General features: G+C 45.1%; 21 protein-coding genes and 1 riboswitch. Of the genes, 17 read left to right on the forward strand and 4 right to left on the reverse strand.

Going from position 1 to position 19,670, the window contains the following annotated elements; all coding sequences use genetic code 11:
• Positions 1-6: 6 nt before the first annotated feature.
• From VCHENC03_RS21080 to VCHENC03_RS21065, 4 genes are all read left to right on the forward strand, one after another.
• On the forward strand, positions 7-1,329 hold the full coding sequence (locus VCHENC03_RS21080; RefSeq protein ID WP_009704788.1) for an ABC1 kinase family protein: 1,323 nt from the start codon (positions 7-9) through the stop codon (positions 1,327-1,329).
• A 74-nt stretch (positions 1,330-1,403) separates the two neighbouring features.
• Positions 1,404-2,750: a magnesium transporter gene (locus tag VCHENC03_RS21075; RefSeq protein ID WP_009704789.1), complete on the forward strand. Its 1,347-nt coding sequence runs from the start codon at positions 1,404-1,406 to the stop codon at positions 2,748-2,750.
• Positions 2,751-3,600: 850 nt separating this feature from the next.
• A complete protein-coding gene (codB, locus tag VCHENC03_RS21070; protein WP_005442458.1) occupies positions 3,601-4,839 on the forward strand; it encodes a cytosine permease in 1,239 nt (412 codons plus the stop codon).
• A gap of 9 nt (positions 4,840-4,848) precedes the next feature.
• Entirely contained in the window at positions 4,849-6,126 is a 1,278-nt protein-coding gene (locus VCHENC03_RS21065) for a cytosine deaminase (protein WP_009704790.1), read from the forward strand.
• A gap of 50 nt (positions 6,127-6,176) precedes the next feature.
• Here the strand turns inward: VCHENC03_RS21065 and VCHENC03_RS21060 are convergent, their stop codons facing one another.
• The gene (locus VCHENC03_RS21060) at positions 6,177-6,359 is read right to left on the reverse strand and encodes a hypothetical protein (RefSeq protein WP_009704791.1); all 183 of its coding nucleotides are present in this window, start codon (positions 6,357-6,359) and stop codon (positions 6,177-6,179) included.
• Between the two features lie 535 nt (positions 6,360-6,894).
• On the opposite strand from VCHENC03_RS21060, the gene VCHENC03_RS21055 reads away from it, so the two are divergent.
• From VCHENC03_RS21055 to VCHENC03_RS21010, 10 genes are all read left to right on the forward strand, one after another.
• Complete coding sequence (locus VCHENC03_RS21055; RefSeq protein ID WP_005442462.1) at positions 6,895-7,665, forward strand: hypothetical protein; 771 nt, start codon at positions 6,895-6,897, stop codon at positions 7,663-7,665.
• 106 nt (positions 7,666-7,771) lie between these two features.
• Entirely contained in the window at positions 7,772-8,425 is a 654-nt protein-coding gene (locus VCHENC03_RS21050) for an HD domain-containing protein (protein ID WP_009704792.1), read from the forward strand.
• Between the two features lies 1 nt (position 8,426).
• Positions 8,427-9,164 (forward strand): helix-turn-helix domain-containing protein, encoded by a 738-nt coding sequence (locus VCHENC03_RS21045; RefSeq protein WP_009704793.1) that lies wholly within the window; start codon positions 8,427-8,429, stop codon positions 9,162-9,164.
• A gap of 10 nt (positions 9,165-9,174) precedes the next feature.
• A complete protein-coding gene (locus VCHENC03_RS21040; protein WP_009704794.1) occupies positions 9,175-9,534 on the forward strand; it encodes a hypothetical protein in 360 nt (119 codons plus the stop codon).
• Between the two features lie 182 nt (positions 9,535-9,716).
• Positions 9,717-11,573, forward strand: coding sequence for an MFS transporter (locus VCHENC03_RS21035; RefSeq protein ID WP_009704795.1), 1,857 nt, complete (start codon positions 9,717-9,719; stop codon positions 11,571-11,573).
• A 59-nt stretch (positions 11,574-11,632) separates the two neighbouring features.
• Entirely contained in the window at positions 11,633-12,250 is a 618-nt protein-coding gene (locus tag VCHENC03_RS21030; RefSeq protein ID WP_005442468.1) for a PGAP1-like alpha/beta domain-containing protein, read from the forward strand.
• A gap of 122 nt (positions 12,251-12,372) precedes the next feature.
• Positions 12,373-12,513: riboswitch (FMN riboswitch) on the forward strand.
• A 174-nt stretch (positions 12,514-12,687) separates the two neighbouring features.
• Positions 12,688-13,344, forward strand: coding sequence for a 3,4-dihydroxy-2-butanone-4-phosphate synthase (gene ribB / locus VCHENC03_RS21025; RefSeq protein ID WP_005433496.1), 657 nt, complete (start codon positions 12,688-12,690; stop codon positions 13,342-13,344).
• Between the two features lie 109 nt (positions 13,345-13,453).
• The gene (locus VCHENC03_RS21020; RefSeq protein ID WP_009704797.1) at positions 13,454-13,999 is read left to right on the forward strand and encodes a glutathione peroxidase; all 546 of its coding nucleotides are present in this window, start codon (positions 13,454-13,456) and stop codon (positions 13,997-13,999) included.
• 11 nt (positions 14,000-14,010) lie between these two features.
• Positions 14,011-14,457 (forward strand): DUF3429 domain-containing protein, encoded by a 447-nt coding sequence (locus tag VCHENC03_RS21015; protein WP_009704798.1) that lies wholly within the window; start codon positions 14,011-14,013, stop codon positions 14,455-14,457.
• A 154-nt stretch (positions 14,458-14,611) separates the two neighbouring features.
• A complete protein-coding gene (locus tag VCHENC03_RS21010) occupies positions 14,612-14,857 on the forward strand; it encodes a hypothetical protein (protein ID WP_005433479.1) in 246 nt (81 codons plus the stop codon).
• A 56-nt stretch (positions 14,858-14,913) separates the two neighbouring features.
• On the opposite strand, the gene VCHENC03_RS21005 is transcribed toward VCHENC03_RS21010, so the two are convergent.
• Both VCHENC03_RS21005 and VCHENC03_RS21000 read right to left on the reverse strand, forming a co-directional pair.
• Entirely contained in the window at positions 14,914-15,513 is a 600-nt protein-coding gene (locus VCHENC03_RS21005) for a thiol:disulfide interchange protein DsbA/DsbL (RefSeq protein ID WP_009704799.1), read from the reverse strand.
• Positions 15,514-15,599: 86 nt separating this feature from the next.
• Positions 15,600-15,977: a hypothetical protein gene (locus VCHENC03_RS21000; RefSeq protein ID WP_009704800.1), complete on the reverse strand. Its 378-nt coding sequence runs from the start codon at positions 15,975-15,977 to the stop codon at positions 15,600-15,602.
• Between the two features lie 193 nt (positions 15,978-16,170).
• On the opposite strand from VCHENC03_RS21000, the gene VCHENC03_RS20995 reads away from it, so the two are divergent.
• Both VCHENC03_RS20995 and VCHENC03_RS20990 read left to right on the forward strand, forming a co-directional pair.
• Complete coding sequence (locus VCHENC03_RS20995; RefSeq protein ID WP_009704801.1) at positions 16,171-16,476, forward strand: isoamylase early set domain-containing protein; 306 nt, start codon at positions 16,171-16,173, stop codon at positions 16,474-16,476.
• Between the two features lie 226 nt (positions 16,477-16,702).
• Complete coding sequence (locus VCHENC03_RS20990; RefSeq protein WP_009704802.1) at positions 16,703-17,422, forward strand: SDR family oxidoreductase; 720 nt, start codon at positions 16,703-16,705, stop codon at positions 17,420-17,422.
• Between the two features lie 86 nt (positions 17,423-17,508).
• Here VCHENC03_RS20990 and VCHENC03_RS20985 read toward each other — a convergent pair whose 3' ends face one another.
• Entirely contained in the window at positions 17,509-18,162 is a 654-nt protein-coding gene (locus tag VCHENC03_RS20985; RefSeq protein WP_009704803.1) for a GntR family transcriptional regulator, read from the reverse strand.
• Positions 18,163-18,310: 148 nt separating this feature from the next.
• Between VCHENC03_RS20985 and VCHENC03_RS20980 the strand changes: the two genes are divergently transcribed.
• Positions 18,311-19,666 (forward strand): FAD-dependent oxidoreductase, encoded by a 1,356-nt coding sequence (locus VCHENC03_RS20980; protein ID WP_009704804.1) that lies wholly within the window; start codon positions 18,311-18,313, stop codon positions 19,664-19,666.
• Positions 19,667-19,670: the final 4 nt, after the last annotated feature.

The following is a 19,670-nucleotide window of genomic DNA, read 5'->3' on the forward strand; positions in this document are numbered from 1 at the left end:
AGATTCATGTCGGCAAAGGAAAGAAGCCTACCTACCCATCGTATCTCAAGATTCAGCAAGTTCGCTTCACTTGCTACCCGTGTCGCAGGCAATGTAATTGCAGAAGGCACGAAGCAGATCGCCAAAGGCAACAAACCAAAAGCGAAAGACCTATTGCTGACGCCGCAGAACATCGCGCGCTTAACCGACCAGCTCGCCCATCTACGTGGCGCAGCAATGAAGCTCGGTCAAATGCTGTCAATGGATGCTGGTGATGTTTTAGAACCTGAGCTCGCTGATATTCTCTCCCGTCTTCGTTCCAACGCAGACCCAATGCCAGCGAAGCAACTGAACGGTGTTATGGAAGGTTCGCTTGGTGCTAACTGGAAAGCCGAGTTCCTGTCCTTTAACTTCAAACCTATTGCCAGCGCCTCAATCGGACAAGTCCATCAGGCCTACAGCGATGCAGGTGATAACCTAGCCGTCAAAGTGCAATATCCGGGTATACGAAAAAGTATCGATAGCGACGTCGATAATGTCGGTACACTACTTAAAGTCGTTGGGTTGATTCCAGAGTCCGTTGATTACAAAGGCTTGCTGGAAGAAGCGAAAAAGCAACTGCATGATGAAGCCGATTACGCACGAGAGGCGCAATTTGCCATTCGTTATCATGATGCTTTGAAGGAGCACCCTCATTTTGTGGTGCCGAAGATTCACACCGAAAGCAGCTCAGACTCCGTTCTCGCGATGGAATTCATTGATGGTAGCCCCATTGAGCAAATCGAACATTATGATCAGAGTACGCGAGATTTTGTCATGCACAGCCTACTCGAATTACTGTTTCGAGAGCTGTTCGAATTTAAGATGGTGCAAACCGATCCCAACTTCGCCAACTACTTATATATCGAAAACACTCGTCAAATCGGCTTGCTAGACTTTGGTGCGACCCGCGAATACAGCGAACGGTTCAGTACCGGCTATCGCCAAGCTTTTGCATCTGTCGTGAATAATGACGAACAAGGCTTAAATGATGCGCTTGAACAAATAGGCTTCTTTAGCCAAACCATCCTTCCAGACCAGCGCCAAGCGATTCTCGATCTAGTGAAAGTGGCATGTGAACCCATGTTGGTCGATGAGCCGTATGATTTCAAAGCTAGCGGCTTAGCACAAAAGCTTCGCGAGGCTGGCACTATTCTAAGCATGGAGCAAGAGTACTGGCACACGCCACCAGCCGATGCCCTATTCCTACACAGAAAAATTGGCGGTATGTACTTACTCGCCGCTCGTATTGGCGCAAAAGTGAACATTCGCCAATTGGTCTCACCTTACCTACAGATAACTGACCAATAGGCTATTGTTTTTCTGCTATTTTCGAGTACCTTGATCAGCTGCCTATAAGAATAATCTGACTGTCGGGGTGCTCGGTGAGTAAGTTTCAAGACCTCTCCACTCTAATCGAACAAATTGTCCAAGCAGACGAAGCGGAACAAGTCACCGCTTTGAATGATTCTATCGAATGCGGTCTCGAGCCCGGTGCGGTTGCATTGATCCTCGAAGCCTTCCCGATCGATGATCGTGTGCGCTTGTGGCGTGCGTTGCCTATGGAACTGCACATCGATGTGCTAACCGAAATGCGTGCAGAAGTGCGTCTTTCGATCATCGAAGCGCTTTCTGAAGTTGAGTTAAAGCTTACCTTAGCCAAGCTAGATAACTTATCTCTGATCGAATGGGCAGACTCTCTGCCTGAAGAGTTTATCAATGAAGCGCTAGAGCTGATTGAGAAAGACGAACTCGACCTCTACGATCAAGCAAACGAATACGAAGACGAAGAACTTGGCCGCTGGGCTGAGCGTAAGATCATCACCCTCCCTTTTAATATCACGGTTGGCAAAGCTCGACGCTTAATGGAGCGTTACAGCTACGATACACCGCAACAAGTGTATCTCATCAATCGTAAGAAACAGTTTCGTGGCGCGGTGAACTACTATGAAATCTTGCGTAGTGAAGAAGACGTTCGCCTTAAAACCTTAGCAATAGAAACCGTCACCGTACTCGACAGTAAAATGGAGTTACCAGAAGCGGTCGAAGCGCTAGAGCACAGCCCTCTTCCTGCTTTGCCAGTGACGGATGCTGACCAAACCTTAATTGGGGAAGTAGATTGGCAGTTTGCTCTGAGCACGCAACGTGAAATCTACGAAGCACGCTTGATGGCGGGTACCGGTATGGATGAGGGCGATGACTTGTTCGCACCTATTCTAAAAAGCTCGCAAAAGCGCGGCGTTTGGCTCGGTATCAACTTACTGACAGCGATTCTAGCCTCTGTCACTATCGGTTTGTTTGAAGACGTGATTTCACAAGTGGTTGCTCTTGCTGTTCTGATGCCAATCGTCGCCTCTATGGGTGGTATTGCGGGCAGTCAAACACTGACCTTGATGGTTCGTGCGATGGCATTAAATCAGATCACCCCTGGTAACCGTTTTGCGCTGCTTAAAAACGAACTGGGTATCGGCTCTCTTAACGCTTTGTTGTGGGCACTGATCATCGGTGGGTTAGCAGGACTTTGGTTCCAATCTCCCGTTCTAGGCGGAACCATCGCGTTGGCCATCATCGTCAATATCGTTACCGCAGCATTGTTTGGCGTTCTGATCCCTATTGTTCTGGATAAACTAAAGCTAGACCCAGCCTTGGCAGGTTCAGTTATCTTAACGACCGTTACTGATGTCGTCGGTTTCTTTGCTTTCTTGGGTACTGCCAGCCTAGTAATGTTGTAAAAATGATTGCCCTAGTTAATTAATTCATCATTAGCATATTAATTACAAATTGCAATCCGCATTTGCATTTTGCAATTAACACAATAAATTAGGCAACCTATATCACAGAAACCGCGTTTTTACGGTGGTTTTAAAGTTGGCACGCTAACTGCATTATCTACAGTGACCCTTCTTAAGCCGAGGGTCACCTAGCCAACTGACGTTGTTAGTGAACTTGAATTTGTTCACAAGTATATAAGCCAATCGCACTCTTTGCGGTTGGCTATTTTTTTATTTGTATTTTCGTGATTCCTTTCTTCGCCTTCCTCCTTCTCGCACTCAGTACTCTCTATTCAAGCTGCAGAAAAATCCCAGTATCAAAGTCAAAACCCCAAAAACTTACAAACGATTTCACTCCATATTTTTCCAAGTTAACCACTAAAAATAACCACCTGAGGCTATATTCCTTATTTAAGCCGCATAAACATCAGTGATTAAACTTAATTATGTTTAATTTATGCGCAACACAACACTCAATTAGAAAGAAAACGTTTGCTTTAAAAACATAAGAGATCACAATGGTTGAGTTTATAAAGAAAGTGTGTAAAGCAAAGGTGATATAAGAAAGCGCCCAATGATACCGATTTCATGACAAATTACTCTTGCATGAAGCAATCAATTAACAAACTTTTTTGCTCTTCAAATAAAATATAACCTTATGTTTTTAATGGAATAAAAAAACACAAAGACTTGAGTAAACGTTTAAATGACAAAAAACTCATTGACTATGAGATTTACATCACGATAATACGCGCCGTTTGCCCAGAAATTGGGATCTATAATTAGTTTTAATTTTTATGCGGAGGTAAAAATGGCTGCAGACAATAACTACAGTCTCGGACCGGTTCCTAACACTGCCAGAAAAGGCGTGGCATCATTAACCATGGTTATGTTGGGACTCACTTTCTTCTCCGCAAGTATGTGGACGGGCGGCTCGCTCGGTACTGGCCTTTCTTTTGATGATTTCTTCCTCGCTGTTCTCATTGGTAACCTAATCCTCGGTATCTACACTTCTTTCCTCGGTTACATCGGCGCTTCTACTGGTCTCTCCACTCACCTCCTTGCTCGTTTCTCTTTTGGCTCTAAAGGCTCTTGGCTTCCTTCCGCACTTCTTGGCGGTACACAAGTTGGTTGGTTTGGTGTTGGCGTAGCAATGTTTGCGATTCCAGTAAACAAAGCAACAGGCATCGATACAAACACGCTTATCATCATTTCTGGTCTACTCATGACCGCAACGGTTTACTTCGGCATCTCTGCGCTTATGGTGTTATCTGCGATTGCAGTTCCGGCGATTGCCCTTCTTGGCGGTTACTCTGTGATTGAAGCAGTAAACAGTGTTGGCGGCGTGGCTGAACTGCAAAAAGTACAACCGGCACAACCTATCGACTTTTCAGTAGCGCTAGCAATGGTGGTTGGCTCATTCATCAGTGCAGGCACCCTAACCGCAGACTTTGTTCGATTCGGCAAGAAGCCAAAAGGCGCAGTGATGGTCACGATGGTGGCATTCTTTATCGGTAACTCGCTGATGTTCATCTTCGGCGCAGCTGGTGCAGCGGTAACCGGTCAATCGGACATTTCAGAAGTGATGATCGCGCAAGGTCTTCTTATTCCAGCTATCATCGTTCTTGGCTTGAACATCTGGACAACCAACGACAACGCGCTTTACGCATCGGGTCTAGGCTTTTCCAACATCACTGGTTTGCCAAGTAAATACATCTCAATGGCGAACGGTTTAGTAGGTACATTGTGTGCACTATGGTTGTACAATAACTTTGTAGGCTGGTTAACCTTCCTATCGCTTGCAATTCCACCAATTGGCGGCGTAATCATTGCGGACTTCTTCATGAACCGTAAACGTTACACAAATTTCGCAGCAGCAGAGTTCCAAACGGTTAACTGGGCTGGCATTATCGCTGTGGCGATTGGTGTTGCAGCAGGTCACTTCCTTCCGGGTATCGTGCCTGTGAATGCGGTACTTGGCGGCACAATCAGCTACCTGATTCTAAATCCTATTCTTAATAAAAAGACACTGGCACAGCAGCCAGCGTAAGGAACCATCATGACAACACTATTGATCAAGAACGCAACGCTAAAGGGACAGGAAGGTCTCCAGCAAATTTTGATTGAGGATGGTCAATTCAAGCGTATTGAAGACAATAATGTAGAACTAAATTACACAGGTGATGTTCTTGATGCGGAGGGTGGCATGGCTGTCGCTCCTTTCTGTGAGCCGCACATTCACCTAGACACCACGCAAACCGCCGGTGAGCCAAGCTGGAACATCTCTGGCACGCTTTTCGAAGGTATCGAGCGTTGGGCTGAGCGTAAAGAAACGCTGTCGATTGAAGACGTGAAATCACGCGCAAAGCAAACACTTAAGTGGCAAATTGCAAACGGCGTCCAACACGTTCGTACCCACGTTGACGTTTCTGACCCTACCCTAATTGCTCTAAAAGCGATGGTAGAAGTTCGTGAAGAAATGAAAGAGTGGGTAGACATCCAAATCGTTGCATTTCCACAAGAAGGTATTCTGTCTTACCCGAATGGTAAAGAATTGCTAGAAGAAGCAGTTCAGTTGGGTGCTGACGTTATTGGTGCTATTCCTCACTTTGAATTCACTCGTGAGTACGGCATCGAGTCTCTGCACTACGTTTTCGAACTGGCACAGAAATACGACCGTTTGATCGACGTACACTGTGATGAGATCGATGACGAGCAATCACGTTTTGTTGAAACGCTTGCAGCGCTAGCGCACAAGTTCAACATGGGCCACAAGGTAACCGCAAGCCATACAACGGCTATGGGCTCTTACAACGGTGCTTACGCATCTCGCCTGTTCCGTCTACTACGAATGTCTGGCATCAACTTCGTTGCAAACCCATTGGTGAACATTCACCTTCAAGGCCGCTTCGATGATTACCCGAAACGCCGTGGTGTGACTCGTGTGAAAGAAATGCTAAATGCAAACATCAACGTATGTTTTGGTCACGATGATGTATTTGACCCTTGGTACCCACTAGGTACTGCAAACATGCTACAAGTGCTGCATATGGGTCTGCATGTGTGTCAGGTGATGGGTTACGACCAAATCAACAACTCACTGGATCTGATCAGCACCAATTCAGCACGTACATTGAACATTCAAGACAAGCACGGCATTGAAACAGGTAAGCCAGGTAGTCTACTGATTCTTCCTGCAGAAAATGGTTTTGATGCAGTACGTCGCCAAGTTCCGGTTCGCTACTCTGTTCGTCACGGTAAAGTGATTGCAGAAACACAGCCTGCAACAACACACATTCACCTTGGTGAGCAAGAGCAAGTGACTTACAAGCGCTAATCACTGAGCTTTTAAACAAAAAAAGGGTCTGATTAAATCAGACCCTTTTTTTATTTCTTCACGCGCTGTGTTAGGTGTCTACGGCAACTAATGACATTCCTTAGCAACGAAGGCGTATTCCCTAAATAGACAACCTTGCCATCTTCATCAACAATGGCAGGTACAACCTTTAAGCCTTTCATATCTGCGCCGTATTCCACCAACTTACGTTCTAGCTCATATAAATCCTGCATATCTCGGACTCAATTTATAATTATCAATTTTCGCGTGAATGCTATCCCTCTAAAGAGATATCAATACTGATCTGGATCATGAAAGATAGATCCTAATTATGGTGGGCTCAAACTTGAGACACTTCATGGTTTGAATGTGTTTTTGAATGTGAAATTTTGTGAACTGCATTCAAATTAAATTTCAGAATATAGACAGTTTGCGTAATAAATATTTGCACTCCTTCGTAACAAACACTAAAGTTAGGGAGTTAGTTGAGCTTTATACTAAAAAGCCAAAAATCGCCCAAACACAGATTTAACACTAACAACGTCAAAATTAGTGCTTATAAAATAAAGAATAAAACAAAACCTAGGGTCAGCAGCAATGTTGACCCTTTTCTTTGCCTTCCTCAATCCGAGCCAAACAGAAAAACTTTGAGCCTTATAGTAAACAAAACTTTTGCGTGATAACTGTCGGTTATCAGCGAGATAAGTGGATTCCTAATCAAACAGCGTTCAATAATAGCTTCGAACCAAACATCTCGGAGTGAAATACATGAACATTTTCAACAAAACTACATTGGTCGCGGCGCTATCTCTTCCCCTACTTGCAGGATGCGTGACTCCGGGAGAAGATGATCCAAACGCATTAACAAAACAAGGCGCTGCAGGTGGTGCACTTTTAGGTCTGACTATGGGCGCTTTGACGGGTGATGCTGAGCTCGCCGTGAAAGGCGCAGTTGCGGGTGGTGTAGCCGGTGGTGTCGCAGGTGCTGGCGCGGATATTCACAATAACCGTGACAACATTCGCCACGACAGCCGCAATGACGCGATTAGTGGTATTAACGGTGGTCAGAACACAGCAGCAACCAATGCCCCGCAGCAGTGGCAAGAGATCGATAACTTTGTTGGTGATTGGAACGTAAATATCCAGAACCACAATCGCGACTTTAAAGGTTTAGAAGGTCTGTCGGCACACGGCTCGCTAGCAAAAACAACAGAAGCAAATGTTAAGGTGACCAATTCGCAAGGTGTTGACCTTAATGCCGCGTTCACGTTCGATCCACAAGCAGGCTACCAACTAACGCTGACTAATGAAGCAAAAGATGTATCGGTTGCTTTTGCTGGTGAACAACAATCACAAAACCATCGCTACAACTTCTACCCGATGAACATTAACGACGTCATTTACCAAGGTATTCCGACGGGTGATGTGCGTGTCGAGCTAGGTTTTGCAGGTCCAAACGTTTGGACCATCGATAGCTACGCTTACATCGACGGAGCAGAACAAAAAGTACAAACGTTCCGATTCACTCGCACCCAGTAAAACAACAAGGCTTTCTTCGCAACATCTCAATAACAACGTCTCATTTGGCAATTTAATAAAGGCTTAGGCATACTCTGTCTAAGCCTTTATTTTTTAGAAGAAATCCATGTCTCAACTTAACCTAGCAGAGCTCAGCCAATTTGAGCCTCAGTTCCTACAGTTTATGCAGCAAGAGATGCAAACTGATGCCGCTCACGACCTCAGTCACGTCCGACGCGTAGTCAAAACCGCTCGTCAGCTAGCAGAACAAGAAGGCGCAGATTTAGCCGTTGTATTGCCTGCTGCGTATCTGCACGATTGCTTTACTTACCCAAAAGATCACCCGAACCGTAAGCAAAGCTCAACAATTGCGGCAACCAAAGCGATTTCGTTTCTAGAAAGTATCGACTACCCTGCTCAATACCATGACGCTATCGCCCACGCTATAGAATCTCACAGCTTTAGCGCCAACATTACACCTAATACTTTGGAAGCTCAGGTCGTCCAAGACGCAGACCGCTTAGACGCGCTTGGCGCAATTGGTGTGACACGTTGTATTCAAGTGAGCACGTTGTTTGATGCCGTCTTATATAACGAACAGGACATGTTTGCAGAGCATCGAGAATTGAAAGATAAACGATTCACCATCGATCATTTCCAAACCAAATTGTTTAAAATAGTCGAGACGATGAACACCAAAGCAGCCTATGAAGAAGGTTTGAAGCGTAAAGCGTTTATGCAGTCTTACCTAGATCAGTTGCGCCAAGAAGTAGAAGGTTAATATGTCGGAAAGTCACGACCTAATTAAAGAGCTCAAACGCCAGCTCAAGCAGTCTGGTTTGCACTATGTCGATGTCGCACAGCATTTGGAGCTAAGCGAGGGCTCAGTAAAACGCTTATTGGCAGAAGGCAGTCAAATCAGCCTCGACCGCTTGGAGCGTATCTGTCAGCTGATTGGGTTAGAAATGGCAGAGCTATTTAAACTGGCAGCAGCACACAACAAAGGGCTGGAGTCGCTCACGCTAGAACAAGAAAAACAGTTGGTTGATGATAAAGGCTTATTGTTGGTTGCGGTTTGTGTGGTCAATGGTTATCGCTTCGAACAAATCATCGAGCAATACACCTTTGATGAGTTAGAGCTGATACAAAAGCTAGCTCAACTCGACCGCCTCAATATCATCGACTTGCTGCCAGGTAACAAGATTCGTCTGCGTATATCTCCGACATTCAAGTGGCACACAGGTGGCCCTATTCAGCGTTTCTTCCAGCAACAAGTTCAAGAAGCTTTCTTCCAGAGCTATTTCTCTGCTGAAGATGAAAAGCTAGTGATGGCAACGGGCTTAATGAGCTTGCCAACCAACAAGAAGATGCAGCAAAAGCTACAAAAGGTCATTGATGAGTTTTATCAGATCTGTCAAAGCGACGATTCACTAGATATGAATGAGAAGCACGGTACCTCTCTGGTGATTGCGATGCGTCGTTGGACATTCCCGCTGTTTAACCCTTGGGAACGCAAATAGGTACTATCTGATGCTCGATAAACTCAAAAGCCTATCGGTCAAGACGAGACCTATTCTCCCTTTATTCATACTCATCGCGTTTGGTGGTTTTGCGGTGTTCATTACCACACTCTTGCAACTTTCTGATGTGGTTAAGGAGTCTTATCTTATTCCGAGTGGCGTAACGGCGTTGTGGGCGCTTGCCGCTTGGGTGATGATCTCAAGCTTTCAGCATGTCCCTGAACTTACGCCGAGCCTCGGTTTTTTCAAACGAATGAAAGCTCGCTTGGTGCGTCTGTTCTTTTATTTGGTGACATTAGGCTTTATTGGGCTCTCTGGTTTTATTCTGTTTGTCACATTGAGAATGCTCAGCGTCTGGTTTCGACACTAAGCTAATCTCGTAACGTATAAAAGCACCAATTAGTGCGATATCACAAAATCATGAAACCAAAAGTATCGCAAAGTGTTACTTTTGGTTTCTCATAACGTAACTCTTTTCTTCACACTGGCTTCCCAAAGCCAAGCCTTTAAAGTGCTCCCATCTCAACGCGATTTTGCAATTACGGAGCCAGCATGTTTCTCACTAAGCGATTCTTCCCCTATTTCGTGACTCAGTGCCTTGGTGCACTGAACGACAATATCTACAAGAATGTTCTCTTGTTGATGGTGACCTACAGCCAAATTGACTCACTACCGATGTCGGTCGATCTTTTTGCTAACCTTGCGGCTGGCTTATTTATTCTTCCCTTCTTTCTGTTTTCTGCCCACGCCGGTGCGATTGCCGACAACATGGATAAAGCCAAGTTAATCCGCCGCTTAAAACTGATTGAATTAGTGATCATGAGCTGTGCAGCGACGGCTATCATGACGCAGAGTGCCATTCTAATGCTGGTTCTACTCTTCATGACTGGTACTCAATCGGCTTACTTCGGCCCTGTGAAATACGCTCTACTTCCTCAAGCGCTAAAATCTGATGAGCTAGTGAAAGGTAATGCTTGGGTTGAGATTGGGACTTTCCTTTCTATCCTGATTGGTACATTAAGCGCAGGTCTATTGCTTGCGATTCCAAATGGTATGCTTATCGCCTCTTGCATTGTGATTACGCTGTCACTACTGGGCTTTTTAAGCAGCGCAAACATCCCTTCTTTGCCAAGTAAGAAAAGTGACCAAGTAAAATTCGAACCTATTACTGGTTTGAAGAAAACACTCAAACTGGCACAAAAACAACGCGGTATTTGGATGTCGATACTAGCGATCAGTTGGTTCTGGTTTATGGGTGCGACTTACCTGACTCAATTCCCAAACTTTGCTCGTGAACACCTATTTGCAGACAGCACTGTGGTTTCTCTTTTGTTGGCTCTGTTCTCAGTTGGTATCGCGACAGGCTCGTGGTTATGTGAAAAGCTGTCTTTCAATCAAGTTGAACTGGGTATTCTGCCATTTGGTATTTTGGGCTTAACGATTTTCAGTGCCGACCTACTATGGGCAGTACCTGCAATCGAATCTTTCCCAAGTCAGTATTACGATGTACAAAGCTTTGTTGCCCAATCTTCACATATTCGAGTAATGATCGACTTGTTCTTGGTTGGTGTGAGCGGAGGCGTATTTATTGTTCCCCTTTATGCGTTTATCCAATCGCGCTCAGAAGAAGGCGAATGCGCTCAATCTATTGCGGCAAACAACATCATGAACGCACTGTTTATGGTCGCTTCCGCTGCTGTTTCTATCTTGGTGTTAAGTGTTTTAGAGTTCTCTATTGTTGAGCTATTTGCCATTTTGGCAGTCGGTAACTTCATCGTGGCTATCTACGTTTACCGTCAAGTACCTGACTTTACTCAGCGCTTTGTTAGCTACTTGCTGAGCCACTGTCTGTATCGAGTTTCGGTAACCGGTCGTCAGCATATCCCAGAACAAGGCGCTGCGCTGATTGTGGCAAACCATGTGAGCTATGTAGACGCTTTGATTCTAATGGGTACATCAACCCGTCCAGTTCGATTTGTGATGGACAAATCAATCAGTGAGCTGCCTGTTCTTAAATATGTTTTTCGTCATGCCGGCGTTATCCCAATCTGCTCTCCTCGCAAATGTACAGAGACTTACAAAAGAGCTTTCGAACAGATTGAGCAAGCTCTTAATAACGACGAGGTAGTTTGTATCTTCCCTGAAGGTCGTTTGACCTCAAATGGCGAACTGGGCGAGTTCCGACCGGGTGTTGAGAAGATTCTTAAACGTACACTAGTTCCCGTGATTCCAATGGCGTTAAAAGGCTTATGGGGCTCTTTCTTCAGCCATAAGAATGGGCATGCGTTAACGAAGCGCCCTACTCGCTTTTGGTCTCGTATCGAAGTCAATATTGGTGAGCTATTGCAACCAACCACGTTAGATCGCCATTTGTTACAAAAAGAAGTGCAAGATTTGCTAATTCGCTGACAGTAGTCTCGTGGAGAATCTAGTAGGATAAACTCAACGTCATAAATCTAGGAGGTATTATGAAAATCATCATCTTACATGGTCTTTATATGCATGGGCTGGTCATGCAGCCTCTTAGCCAAAAGCTGAGAAAGCTGGGCTACGAGACCCAAGTATTGAGTTACAACACGGTTTCAATTAACGAAGAGTCGCTGTTCGATTCCATCGACAAAGCACTTAATCCACTGACTGCAAATGTGTTGGTGGGCCATAGCCTAGGTGGTTTGATGATTAAACGATACCTCGCGAGCCGAAAGCCATCGACAAGTCTGGTGTCACACGTTGTGGCAATTGGATCGCCACTGAAAGGCGCATCTATCGTCACTCGCATTCAAGATTTGGGATTCGGAGCGATGCTTGGTAACTCACCGTATCACGGCCTTAACAAGCACGAAGATGTTTGGACTTTCCCACAAAAGCTCGGCAGCATCGCAGGCACAATGGGCATTGGCGCAAGGCCTATTCTCATGCATAAAGACAACACCATGTCTGATGGCACAGTGACCGTTGATGAAACACGTTTAGAAGGCATGCAAGATCATATAGAGACGAAACAGACTCACACTAGCCTTATCTACAACACCTATGTACCTGCGCAGATTGATCACTTTATCAAAACTGATCACTTCAGCAGATAGCGCACTTTTCCATCAAGTAGTTGCAATCTACTTTTCAAGCCAAGGCGTTCGCAGTACTATCTCTACTCCGACCACTCATTTGAGTGTCGGAGTTTTTTACTTCTAACCATATTGGTTGGATTCAATGTTCTCAGGGCGGGGCGAAATTCCCCACCGGCGGTATACTCTTTTGAGTGAGCCCGCGAGCGCTCGATTCGTCGAGGTCAGCAGATCTGGTGAGATGCCAGAGCCGACGGTTATAGTCCGGATGAAAGAGAATAAGAAAACATCAGCGATTTCCTCAACGTTCTGTGTTGATGAACACTGGTGCACTTCTTTTTGGATCGCATTTTTTATTGCGTGGGTTTGTGCCATCTTACCGTTGGCGGCTCATTGCCTGCATAAAATGTGACGATCTCTCATACCGCCCTGATTCTGGTGATATTTAGGAGTTAACCATGAATCAGTCATCACTACTTGCCGAATTTGGCGACCCAATTACTCGCGTTGAAAACGCACTTATCGCATTGAAAGAAGGTCGTGGCGTACTTCTTCTCGACGATGAAGATCGCGAAAACGAAGGCGACATCATTTATTCCGTAGAGCACTTAACCAACGAACAAATGGCTCTGATGATCCGCGAGTGCAGCGGCATTGTGTGCCTATGCCTGACAGACGCTCAAGCAGACAAATTGGAACTGCCACCAATGGTTGTGAACAACAACAGCGCAAACCAAACGGCTTTCACGGTTTCTATTGAAGCGAAGCAAGGCGTAACAACTGGCGTTTCTGCCGCTGACCGTGTAACAACTATCAAAACAGCAGCAAACCCAAATGCAAAACCAGATGACTTAGCTCGTCCTGGTCATGTATTCCCTCTACGTGCTCGTCCTGGTGGCGTCATGACTCGTCGTGGTCACACAGAAGGCACTATCGATCTGATGCAAATGGCTGGTTTGCAGCCTGCAGGCGTGCTATGTGAAGTGACAAACCCAGATGGCACCATGGCAAAAGCGCCAGAGATCGTCGCATTTGGTCGTTTACACAACATGCCAGTACTCACCATCGAAGATATGGTTGCTTACCGTAATCAATTTGATTTGAAGCTAGCGTAATCAACACGTATTTGCTCTAGTCGAAAGCCGCTGAACTCAGCGGCTTTTTTGATCGATTTGATTCCTTCGCGAGTAGTTATACTTAGCAAAAACAAAAGGAATCAACACCATGAAGGGAATCACTCGCAGCGCACTTACCGCAACACTACTCTCCACCAGCTCTTTGGCTTTTGCATCGAGCTGTCCAGATATCTTGCAAGGAAAGCAAAGGCTTCTCAATTCAACGGAAGAAATAGAGCTGTGTGACGCCTTCAAAGGCAAAACGCTACTTGTCGTGAACACCGCGAGCCAATGCGGCTTTACCCCTCAATTCGAGCAATTAGAGCAGTTGCATCAGACTTACAAAGATCAAAACTTTGCCGTTGTGGGCTTTCCTAGTAACGACTTTCGTCAAGACCGTGGCAGTGAAGAAAAAACCGCTAAAATTTGTTATCTCGACTACGGTGTTACCTTCCCTATGATGGCGCGAACCTCTGTTCTTGGCGAGAATGCAAACCCAGTATTCGCCGAGATCAGTACTCAAGCGGGCATTACTCCGGAGTGGAACTTCTACAAGTTCTTGATCAACAAAGAAGGTAAAGTCGTTGCGACCTTCCCAAGTTCAGCCTCTCCAACAAGTACTACGCTTACTAACATGATTGAACAGCAACTCTAAGGAAGGCTTCCATGACGACCACACGTACGACAATGCTGCAATTGGGTTATTTAGGACTGCTGCCCTTTCTGTTCAGCTTGGTTCTCATCGTTACAGAAAGGACTTTGTTTAACTTATCTGGGGAGCAGTTTTTTATTGCTTACAGTGCGGTGATTTTAAGTTTTCTTTCCGGGGTACTTTGGGGGAACGCTATTGACCATTTCTACCATCGATTGAGTCGAAATGCCTTGGTGCTAAGTAACTTATTCGTATTGCTTGCTTGGGGAGCGCTGCTGCAAGGTAACAAACATTATGTCATCGCAACTCTGTTATTGGCCGCTGGCTACATTGCCGTTTGGTACGCGGAAAAGCTGATTCGAAGAGTAGAAAAAGAGGCGGAGCCAAAAGGGTATCAGATGATGCGAGGCAAGCTCACGACAGGTGTGGTACTTATGCATGGGTTGGTTTTAATTGCTTAAACTGGTCTGTCCACCCACCAGATCACAAAATTAACCAAGTTATATAAAACAATGTTCATTTCGTGAAGTGCGCGTAATTTTGAACACCGTTTTGTTTTAATTATGAATGGATGGTCATATAAGTATCTCAAAAGCATTCACAAAGGATATGAATATGTTTTTTCGTAAACTTCTTTTTAGTACCGCAGTTATCAATGCAACAGCGGGTTGTGTGTCTTATCAAGCACAACAGGCTGCGGTCAATACGGTGAATACCACTGGAGTGGTTCTTAACAACGTAGTGAAAACCACCATCGCTCAGCCTTGTAACGTTGCCGTCACTGTTGCTAGCTTGTTTTATCCAAATGCGATCTTTATGACTGATATGCCAACCGCAGCTTGTACGGCTGTGCTCCGCTAACGCAAAAACAACATAAAAAATGGCGACCTCATTGGTCGCCATTTTTATTGACGCGATTATAGCGTTAATAAGTAGTTCACTAACGCGTTGTAATCATCGTAACTGCGGATCTCATTCGGCAACACAATGTACTTGTTGTTCACCACAACACCCGGAACCCCAGTCAGCGTGCTTTGTTTGAATTGTTTATCAAAACCTTTCTGCATAGAGTTCACTGCAAAGCTGTTGTACGCCGCATCGAACTTCTTGCCATCGACGCCGTTATCAACGAACAGTTGCTTAAGCTCTGCTTCGTTTTGAGGTGCTTGACGCTTCTGATGAATTTGCGCAAACATCGCCGGCACCATCTTATCCTCAACACCTAGTGACACCATTGTTGCGTAAGACTTCGCCATTGGAATTGCCATATCACCGCCCATAAATGCGACATGCACTTTCTCAAAACTCGCGTCTTTCGGTAACGCTGGTTTCAAGTTGTCGATGACAGATTCAAATTTGTAACAGTGTGGGCAATAGAAAGAGAAGAACTCAGTGACTGTCGGTGTTTTTGCTTTCTCTACATCCAAGATTTTGTAGTGTTTACCCGCTTCAAATTGCGCAGCGTGAGCAGTGAATGCCAGTAGTAGAGTGCTGCAAAGAGCAAATAGCTTTTTCATGTTTGATTCCTTTGGGCACAGGTGTGCCGTATTCATTAACTAATGTTTAAAAGTCCAGCAGTGCTGGTTTGCGATGAATAAAAGGATCAAACAATTGGAGGACGGTAAGGCTTATAAATCACTGTCACTGCTTTTGGGGTGGGTGATTTATCAATCAATGCAAGACTATGCGGTAATAAAATCACATCATCTTGCAAGAGGTTAGTTGGTATTTTGACGATACAAGAAGAGCTACAACTGGTGTGCACTTGCTGCCCTTTCTCCATCAGATGATCACCATGGTGTGATTCAATACAGTCCGTATTGTCCACGCCCATTTTTTGATGAAGCTCAGCCGTTCTATCGTTGTTCGAACTCACTTCGATTGGTGCTGTGGCTGCACGCACACTCGACGCTACGCCCGTTAGCAACATGGCTAATAGACAGAGCATTGTCGTCATAAATGTACGGTTAAAACTCAGCATATAACTTCTTCAAAATACGGTGAATCTTCATCATACAGAATCCTTCTTTTCATACAAGCCAATCACTTAATGCTAGGTTCACAAACAAGACGATTCTGACACTCGATACCGACTGCAATGCCGATAACACTTGAAATCACTATGAAACCTGAGTAATAGTTAGATCAGTTTTTGTACAAACAAGGAAAGATTAATGCTTAAAAAGAGATTCTTTAAAACAAAAGATGAAGTCGAAGTCACGTTCGAGCTAGACAAAAACCAGTGGGAGTCGATTCAAATTGCAGGCGATTTCAACAACTGGCAACCAGAACCAATGAAGCTCGTGAAGAAAAGTGGCCAATTTAAGTTTAAGACGCGCTTGCCGAAGGAACAGAATATCCAGTTCCGTTACCTATTCAATGAAGCCGAGTGGGAAAACGATCCACAAGCAGACGCATACGTGCCAAATGGCTTTGGTAGTGATAACAGCGTTGTATGCACACAAGAGCAAATCGCTTAAGCACCGAATTCAGAAACAAAGGCGCACCGAGTGCGCCTTTTTTTATTGTCTAATTTTCATTGAGTTATCACTTATTGTTGTCATATGACAACAGTGTTTTAACTGAAGTGATATATATCAACAAAAGCCATTTCCTTAATATATCCACATCGCAGCGAGATAGGTGTTCTTAACTAAAAGCTGCTCTCAAACGAAAGCGATTCTTAAAAAATTAAGGAAACAAAAGATGAAAAAACTGATTGTAATCACAGGTGCAAGTTCTGGTATTGGTGAAGCTATCGCACGCCGTCTGAGCGATGAAGGTCACCCACTTCTTCTTCTTGCTCGTCGTGTAGAGCGCTTAGAAGCACTAAACCTGCCAAACACGCTATGTGAAAAAGTAGACGTTACTGAAAAAGCTTCATTTGAAGCGGCAATTGCTAAAGCAGAAGAGAAATTTGGCCCTGCTGACGCACTAGTAAACAACGCAGGCGTGATGCTACTTGGTCAAATTGACACACAAGATGCATCAGAGTGGAAACGTATGTTCGACGTGAACGTACTTGGTTTGCTAAACGGCATGCAGTCTGTGCTAGCACCAATGAAAACTCGCAACAGCGGTACTATCATCAACATTAGCTCAATCGCAGGTAAAAAGACGTTCCCAGATCATGCGGCTTACTGTGGTACTAAATTCGCAGTTCACGCAATTTCTGAAAACGTTCGTGAAGAAGTGGCTGCGTCAAACGTTCGCGTAACAACAATCGCACCAGGCGCGGTAGAAACTGAACTGCTTTCTCACACTACATCACAAGAAATCAAAGATGGTTACGGTGCGTGGAAAGAAGACATGGGCGGCGTGCTAGCTGCTGATGACATCGCACGTGCAGTTGTATTTGCTTATCAGCAACCACAAAACGTTTGTATCCGTGAAATCGCTCTAGCACCAACTAAGCAACAGCCTTAATCTCTGCGATTCTAAGACGAAGAAATTCAAAAAGCGGCTCAATGCCGCTTTTTTTGTTGTTTTAATCAAACGGACCTAAAACGGCATTACTTCCTTGGCTTAATAGTTCGATAAGCCACATCAGTTAGGTAGTCATTGAGACGATGTGATGCCATGACCGCTTCCTCGGCATCAGTATGGCTGACAGCGCGTAAAACGGCAGCATGAAGAGAAGATGCTTCAACCAAATCTGAGTCTTGGTTTTTAAATGCAAACCAAAAGCGGCGGGATAAACCTTGTAGTGGTGCCATCGCTAACTGTAGATACTCATTACATGCAGCTTTGACGAGCAAGGTATGGATCTCTTTAAGTAAAGACGCGTAAAGCAGGTCATCTTTGTTTTCTGCACAAGCTTCTAACTGCTCAGCCAACATTAACATCTGCTGTTTCTCTTCAACACTTGCTCGCGAGGCAGCGTAGTTGACACATAAGGCTTCAATGTCGCGACGGACTTCTAGGATCTTTAGTTGACTCTCGACAGAGATTGCTGGGATTTGAATTCCACGTCGCGGGTGGATCTCAACCATACATTCATAAGCCAATCTTTGTAACGCTTCTCGAACTGGCGTTCGCCCAAGCTCTAACTCTTCTGCCAACTGCTTTTCACTGACCATACTCCCTGGTTCTAATTCGCGGAAGATGATCATTTTTTCAAGTTTGCTGTATGCAACTTCTGTCTTATTGACTGAATTTACGGTCATTCTCGTTCCTATTCCATTGATCAATCTTTTAGTGAGCAATCTCACGATAAGAAGTTTTGCCATTGTACCAAAAAAAGAAATCCGAATATATTAAAAACATACAACTGATATATCAGATGAACATCAGTCATCTATTAGTGAGGTAAGAATGAAATCTTGGAACATTATCCGTCGTTATGAACACACTCCTGACCTACCTGTTTTGGCTGAAGTAGAAGTCTTAGTCATTGGCGGAGGTCCTGCTGGTGTTGCCGCAGCTGAAACGGCTGGTCGTCTAGGTAAAAACACTTGGCTAATTGAGAAATACGGTTTTTGCGGTGGTGCTGCCGTCGCGGGCTTATCTGGCACTATTTGCGGTATGTACATGGCATCGGATGATGAAAATGCACAACCAGAACAAGTAGTATTCGGTTTTACAGAACGTTTTCGTCAAGCATTAGAAAACAAAGGTGGTGTCACTGCTCCACAGCGTTACGGTAAAACGTACACAGTGACGCACGATCCTTTAATGTGGCGTGAAGTTGCTGATGATTTCCTAGAGCAAGCAAATGTCAAAACTCTATTCCATACGTCGGTCACTGGCGTGATCATGGAAGGCGATGCATTTAAAGGCGTGATCATCGAATCAAACGCAGGTCAAAGTATCATCTTAAGTCAACAGATCATCGATGCTTCTGGTGATGCTGCCGTGGTAGCTCGTGCGGGTATGGATTATTACTTTGGTGACAATGGTCGCATTCAAAACCCAACCATGTTCTTCCGTTTTGGCGGTGTCGATATGGACACTTACCTTGACTACTACGGCAACGACACGATCTGCCCTCCAAAAGTCACCGAAAACATTCTCGCAGCCAACGAAAGCGGCGAATACCAGTTGCCACGTCATAAGATTTGGATTTTTCCGACCACACGAGCGAACGAGCTGATGGTCAATGCGACACGCCTTGCAGGCCAAGATGGTCGCATGCTGAACGTCATTGATCCTGAAGATTTCACAGAGGCTGAAGTGTTTGGTCGTCGCCAAGTTCGTGAGTACGCCCGTTTCTTGAACAACTTCGTTCCTGGTTGTGAACAAGCATTCGTTGTCGACACCGGTGTAGAAGTCGGCATTCGTCAAACGCGCTCTATTGTTGGTGTCGAAACGCTAACTAATGAAGACGTTGTTAACTGTCGCAAGCGTGAAGACGGTATTTGCCGTACCCCTTGGCCTATTGAATTGCACTCCGGCGACAAACCAAAACTGCACTGGCTAATTAACGATTACTACGACATCCCATTCCACACGCTAGTGCCAGTCGTTGGTGAAAATATCATTGTTGCTGGTCGATGCTTGAGCGCCGAACACGAAGCCCTTGCTTCTGCTCGCGTCACCGCGCAATGCTTTGAGCTTGGTCATGCAGCTGGCATTGCTGCTGCACAAGCGATTGATACAAATACGGCGATTCGTGACCTAAATGTCGCGGAGATTCGCGCCACCATGATTAAAAATGGCTCACGCCTGTAAGGAC

The sequence above is a fragment of the Vibrio sp. HENC-03 genome (assembly GCF_000305755.2).
GTDB lineage: Bacteria > Pseudomonadota > Gammaproteobacteria > Enterobacterales > Vibrionaceae > Vibrio > Vibrio owensii.

What these genes read in the sequence shown, in the direction of transcription:
- VCHENC03_RS21080 (WP_009704788.1), top strand. Translation starts at nt 7, where the DNA reads ATGTCGGCAAAGGAAAGAAGCCTACCTACCCATCGTATCTCAAGATTC.
- codB (WP_005442458.1), top strand. Translation starts at nt 3,601, where the DNA reads ATGGCTGCAGACAATAACTACAGTCTCGGACCGGTTCCTAACACTGCC.
- VCHENC03_RS21065 (WP_009704790.1), top strand. Translation starts at nt 4,849, where the DNA reads ATGACAACACTATTGATCAAGAACGCAACGCTAAAGGGACAGGAAGGT.
- VCHENC03_RS21060 (WP_009704791.1), bottom strand. Translation starts at nt 6,359, where the DNA reads ATGCAGGATTTATATGAGCTAGAACGTAAGTTGGTGGAATACGGCGCA.
- VCHENC03_RS21055 (WP_005442462.1), top strand. Translation starts at nt 6,895, where the DNA reads ATGAACATTTTCAACAAAACTACATTGGTCGCGGCGCTATCTCTTCCC.
- VCHENC03_RS21050 (WP_009704792.1), top strand. Translation starts at nt 7,772, where the DNA reads ATGTCTCAACTTAACCTAGCAGAGCTCAGCCAATTTGAGCCTCAGTTC.
- VCHENC03_RS21045 (WP_009704793.1), top strand. Translation starts at nt 8,427, where the DNA reads ATGTCGGAAAGTCACGACCTAATTAAAGAGCTCAAACGCCAGCTCAAG.
- VCHENC03_RS21040 (WP_009704794.1), top strand. Translation starts at nt 9,175, where the DNA reads ATGCTCGATAAACTCAAAAGCCTATCGGTCAAGACGAGACCTATTCTC.
- VCHENC03_RS21035 (WP_009704795.1), top strand. Translation starts at nt 9,717, where the DNA reads ATGTTTCTCACTAAGCGATTCTTCCCCTATTTCGTGACTCAGTGCCTT.
- VCHENC03_RS21030 (WP_005442468.1), top strand. Translation starts at nt 11,633, where the DNA reads ATGAAAATCATCATCTTACATGGTCTTTATATGCATGGGCTGGTCATG.
- ribB (WP_005433496.1), top strand. Translation starts at nt 12,688, where the DNA reads ATGAATCAGTCATCACTACTTGCCGAATTTGGCGACCCAATTACTCGC.
- VCHENC03_RS21020 (WP_009704797.1), top strand. Translation starts at nt 13,454, where the DNA reads ATGAAGGGAATCACTCGCAGCGCACTTACCGCAACACTACTCTCCACC.
- VCHENC03_RS21015 (WP_009704798.1), top strand. Translation starts at nt 14,011, where the DNA reads ATGACGACCACACGTACGACAATGCTGCAATTGGGTTATTTAGGACTG.
- VCHENC03_RS21010 (WP_005433479.1), top strand. Translation starts at nt 14,612, where the DNA reads ATGTTTTTTCGTAAACTTCTTTTTAGTACCGCAGTTATCAATGCAACA.
- VCHENC03_RS21005 (WP_009704799.1), bottom strand. Translation starts at nt 15,513, where the DNA reads ATGAAAAAGCTATTTGCTCTTTGCAGCACTCTACTACTGGCATTCACT.
- VCHENC03_RS21000 (WP_009704800.1), bottom strand. Translation starts at nt 15,977, where the DNA reads ATGCTGAGTTTTAACCGTACATTTATGACGACAATGCTCTGTCTATTA.
- VCHENC03_RS20995 (WP_009704801.1), top strand. Translation starts at nt 16,171, where the DNA reads ATGCTTAAAAAGAGATTCTTTAAAACAAAAGATGAAGTCGAAGTCACG.
- VCHENC03_RS20990 (WP_009704802.1), top strand. Translation starts at nt 16,703, where the DNA reads ATGAAAAAACTGATTGTAATCACAGGTGCAAGTTCTGGTATTGGTGAA.
- VCHENC03_RS20985 (WP_009704803.1), bottom strand. Translation starts at nt 18,162, where the DNA reads ATGACCGTAAATTCAGTCAATAAGACAGAAGTTGCATACAGCAAACTT.
- VCHENC03_RS20980 (WP_009704804.1), top strand. Translation starts at nt 18,311, where the DNA reads ATGAAATCTTGGAACATTATCCGTCGTTATGAACACACTCCTGACCTA.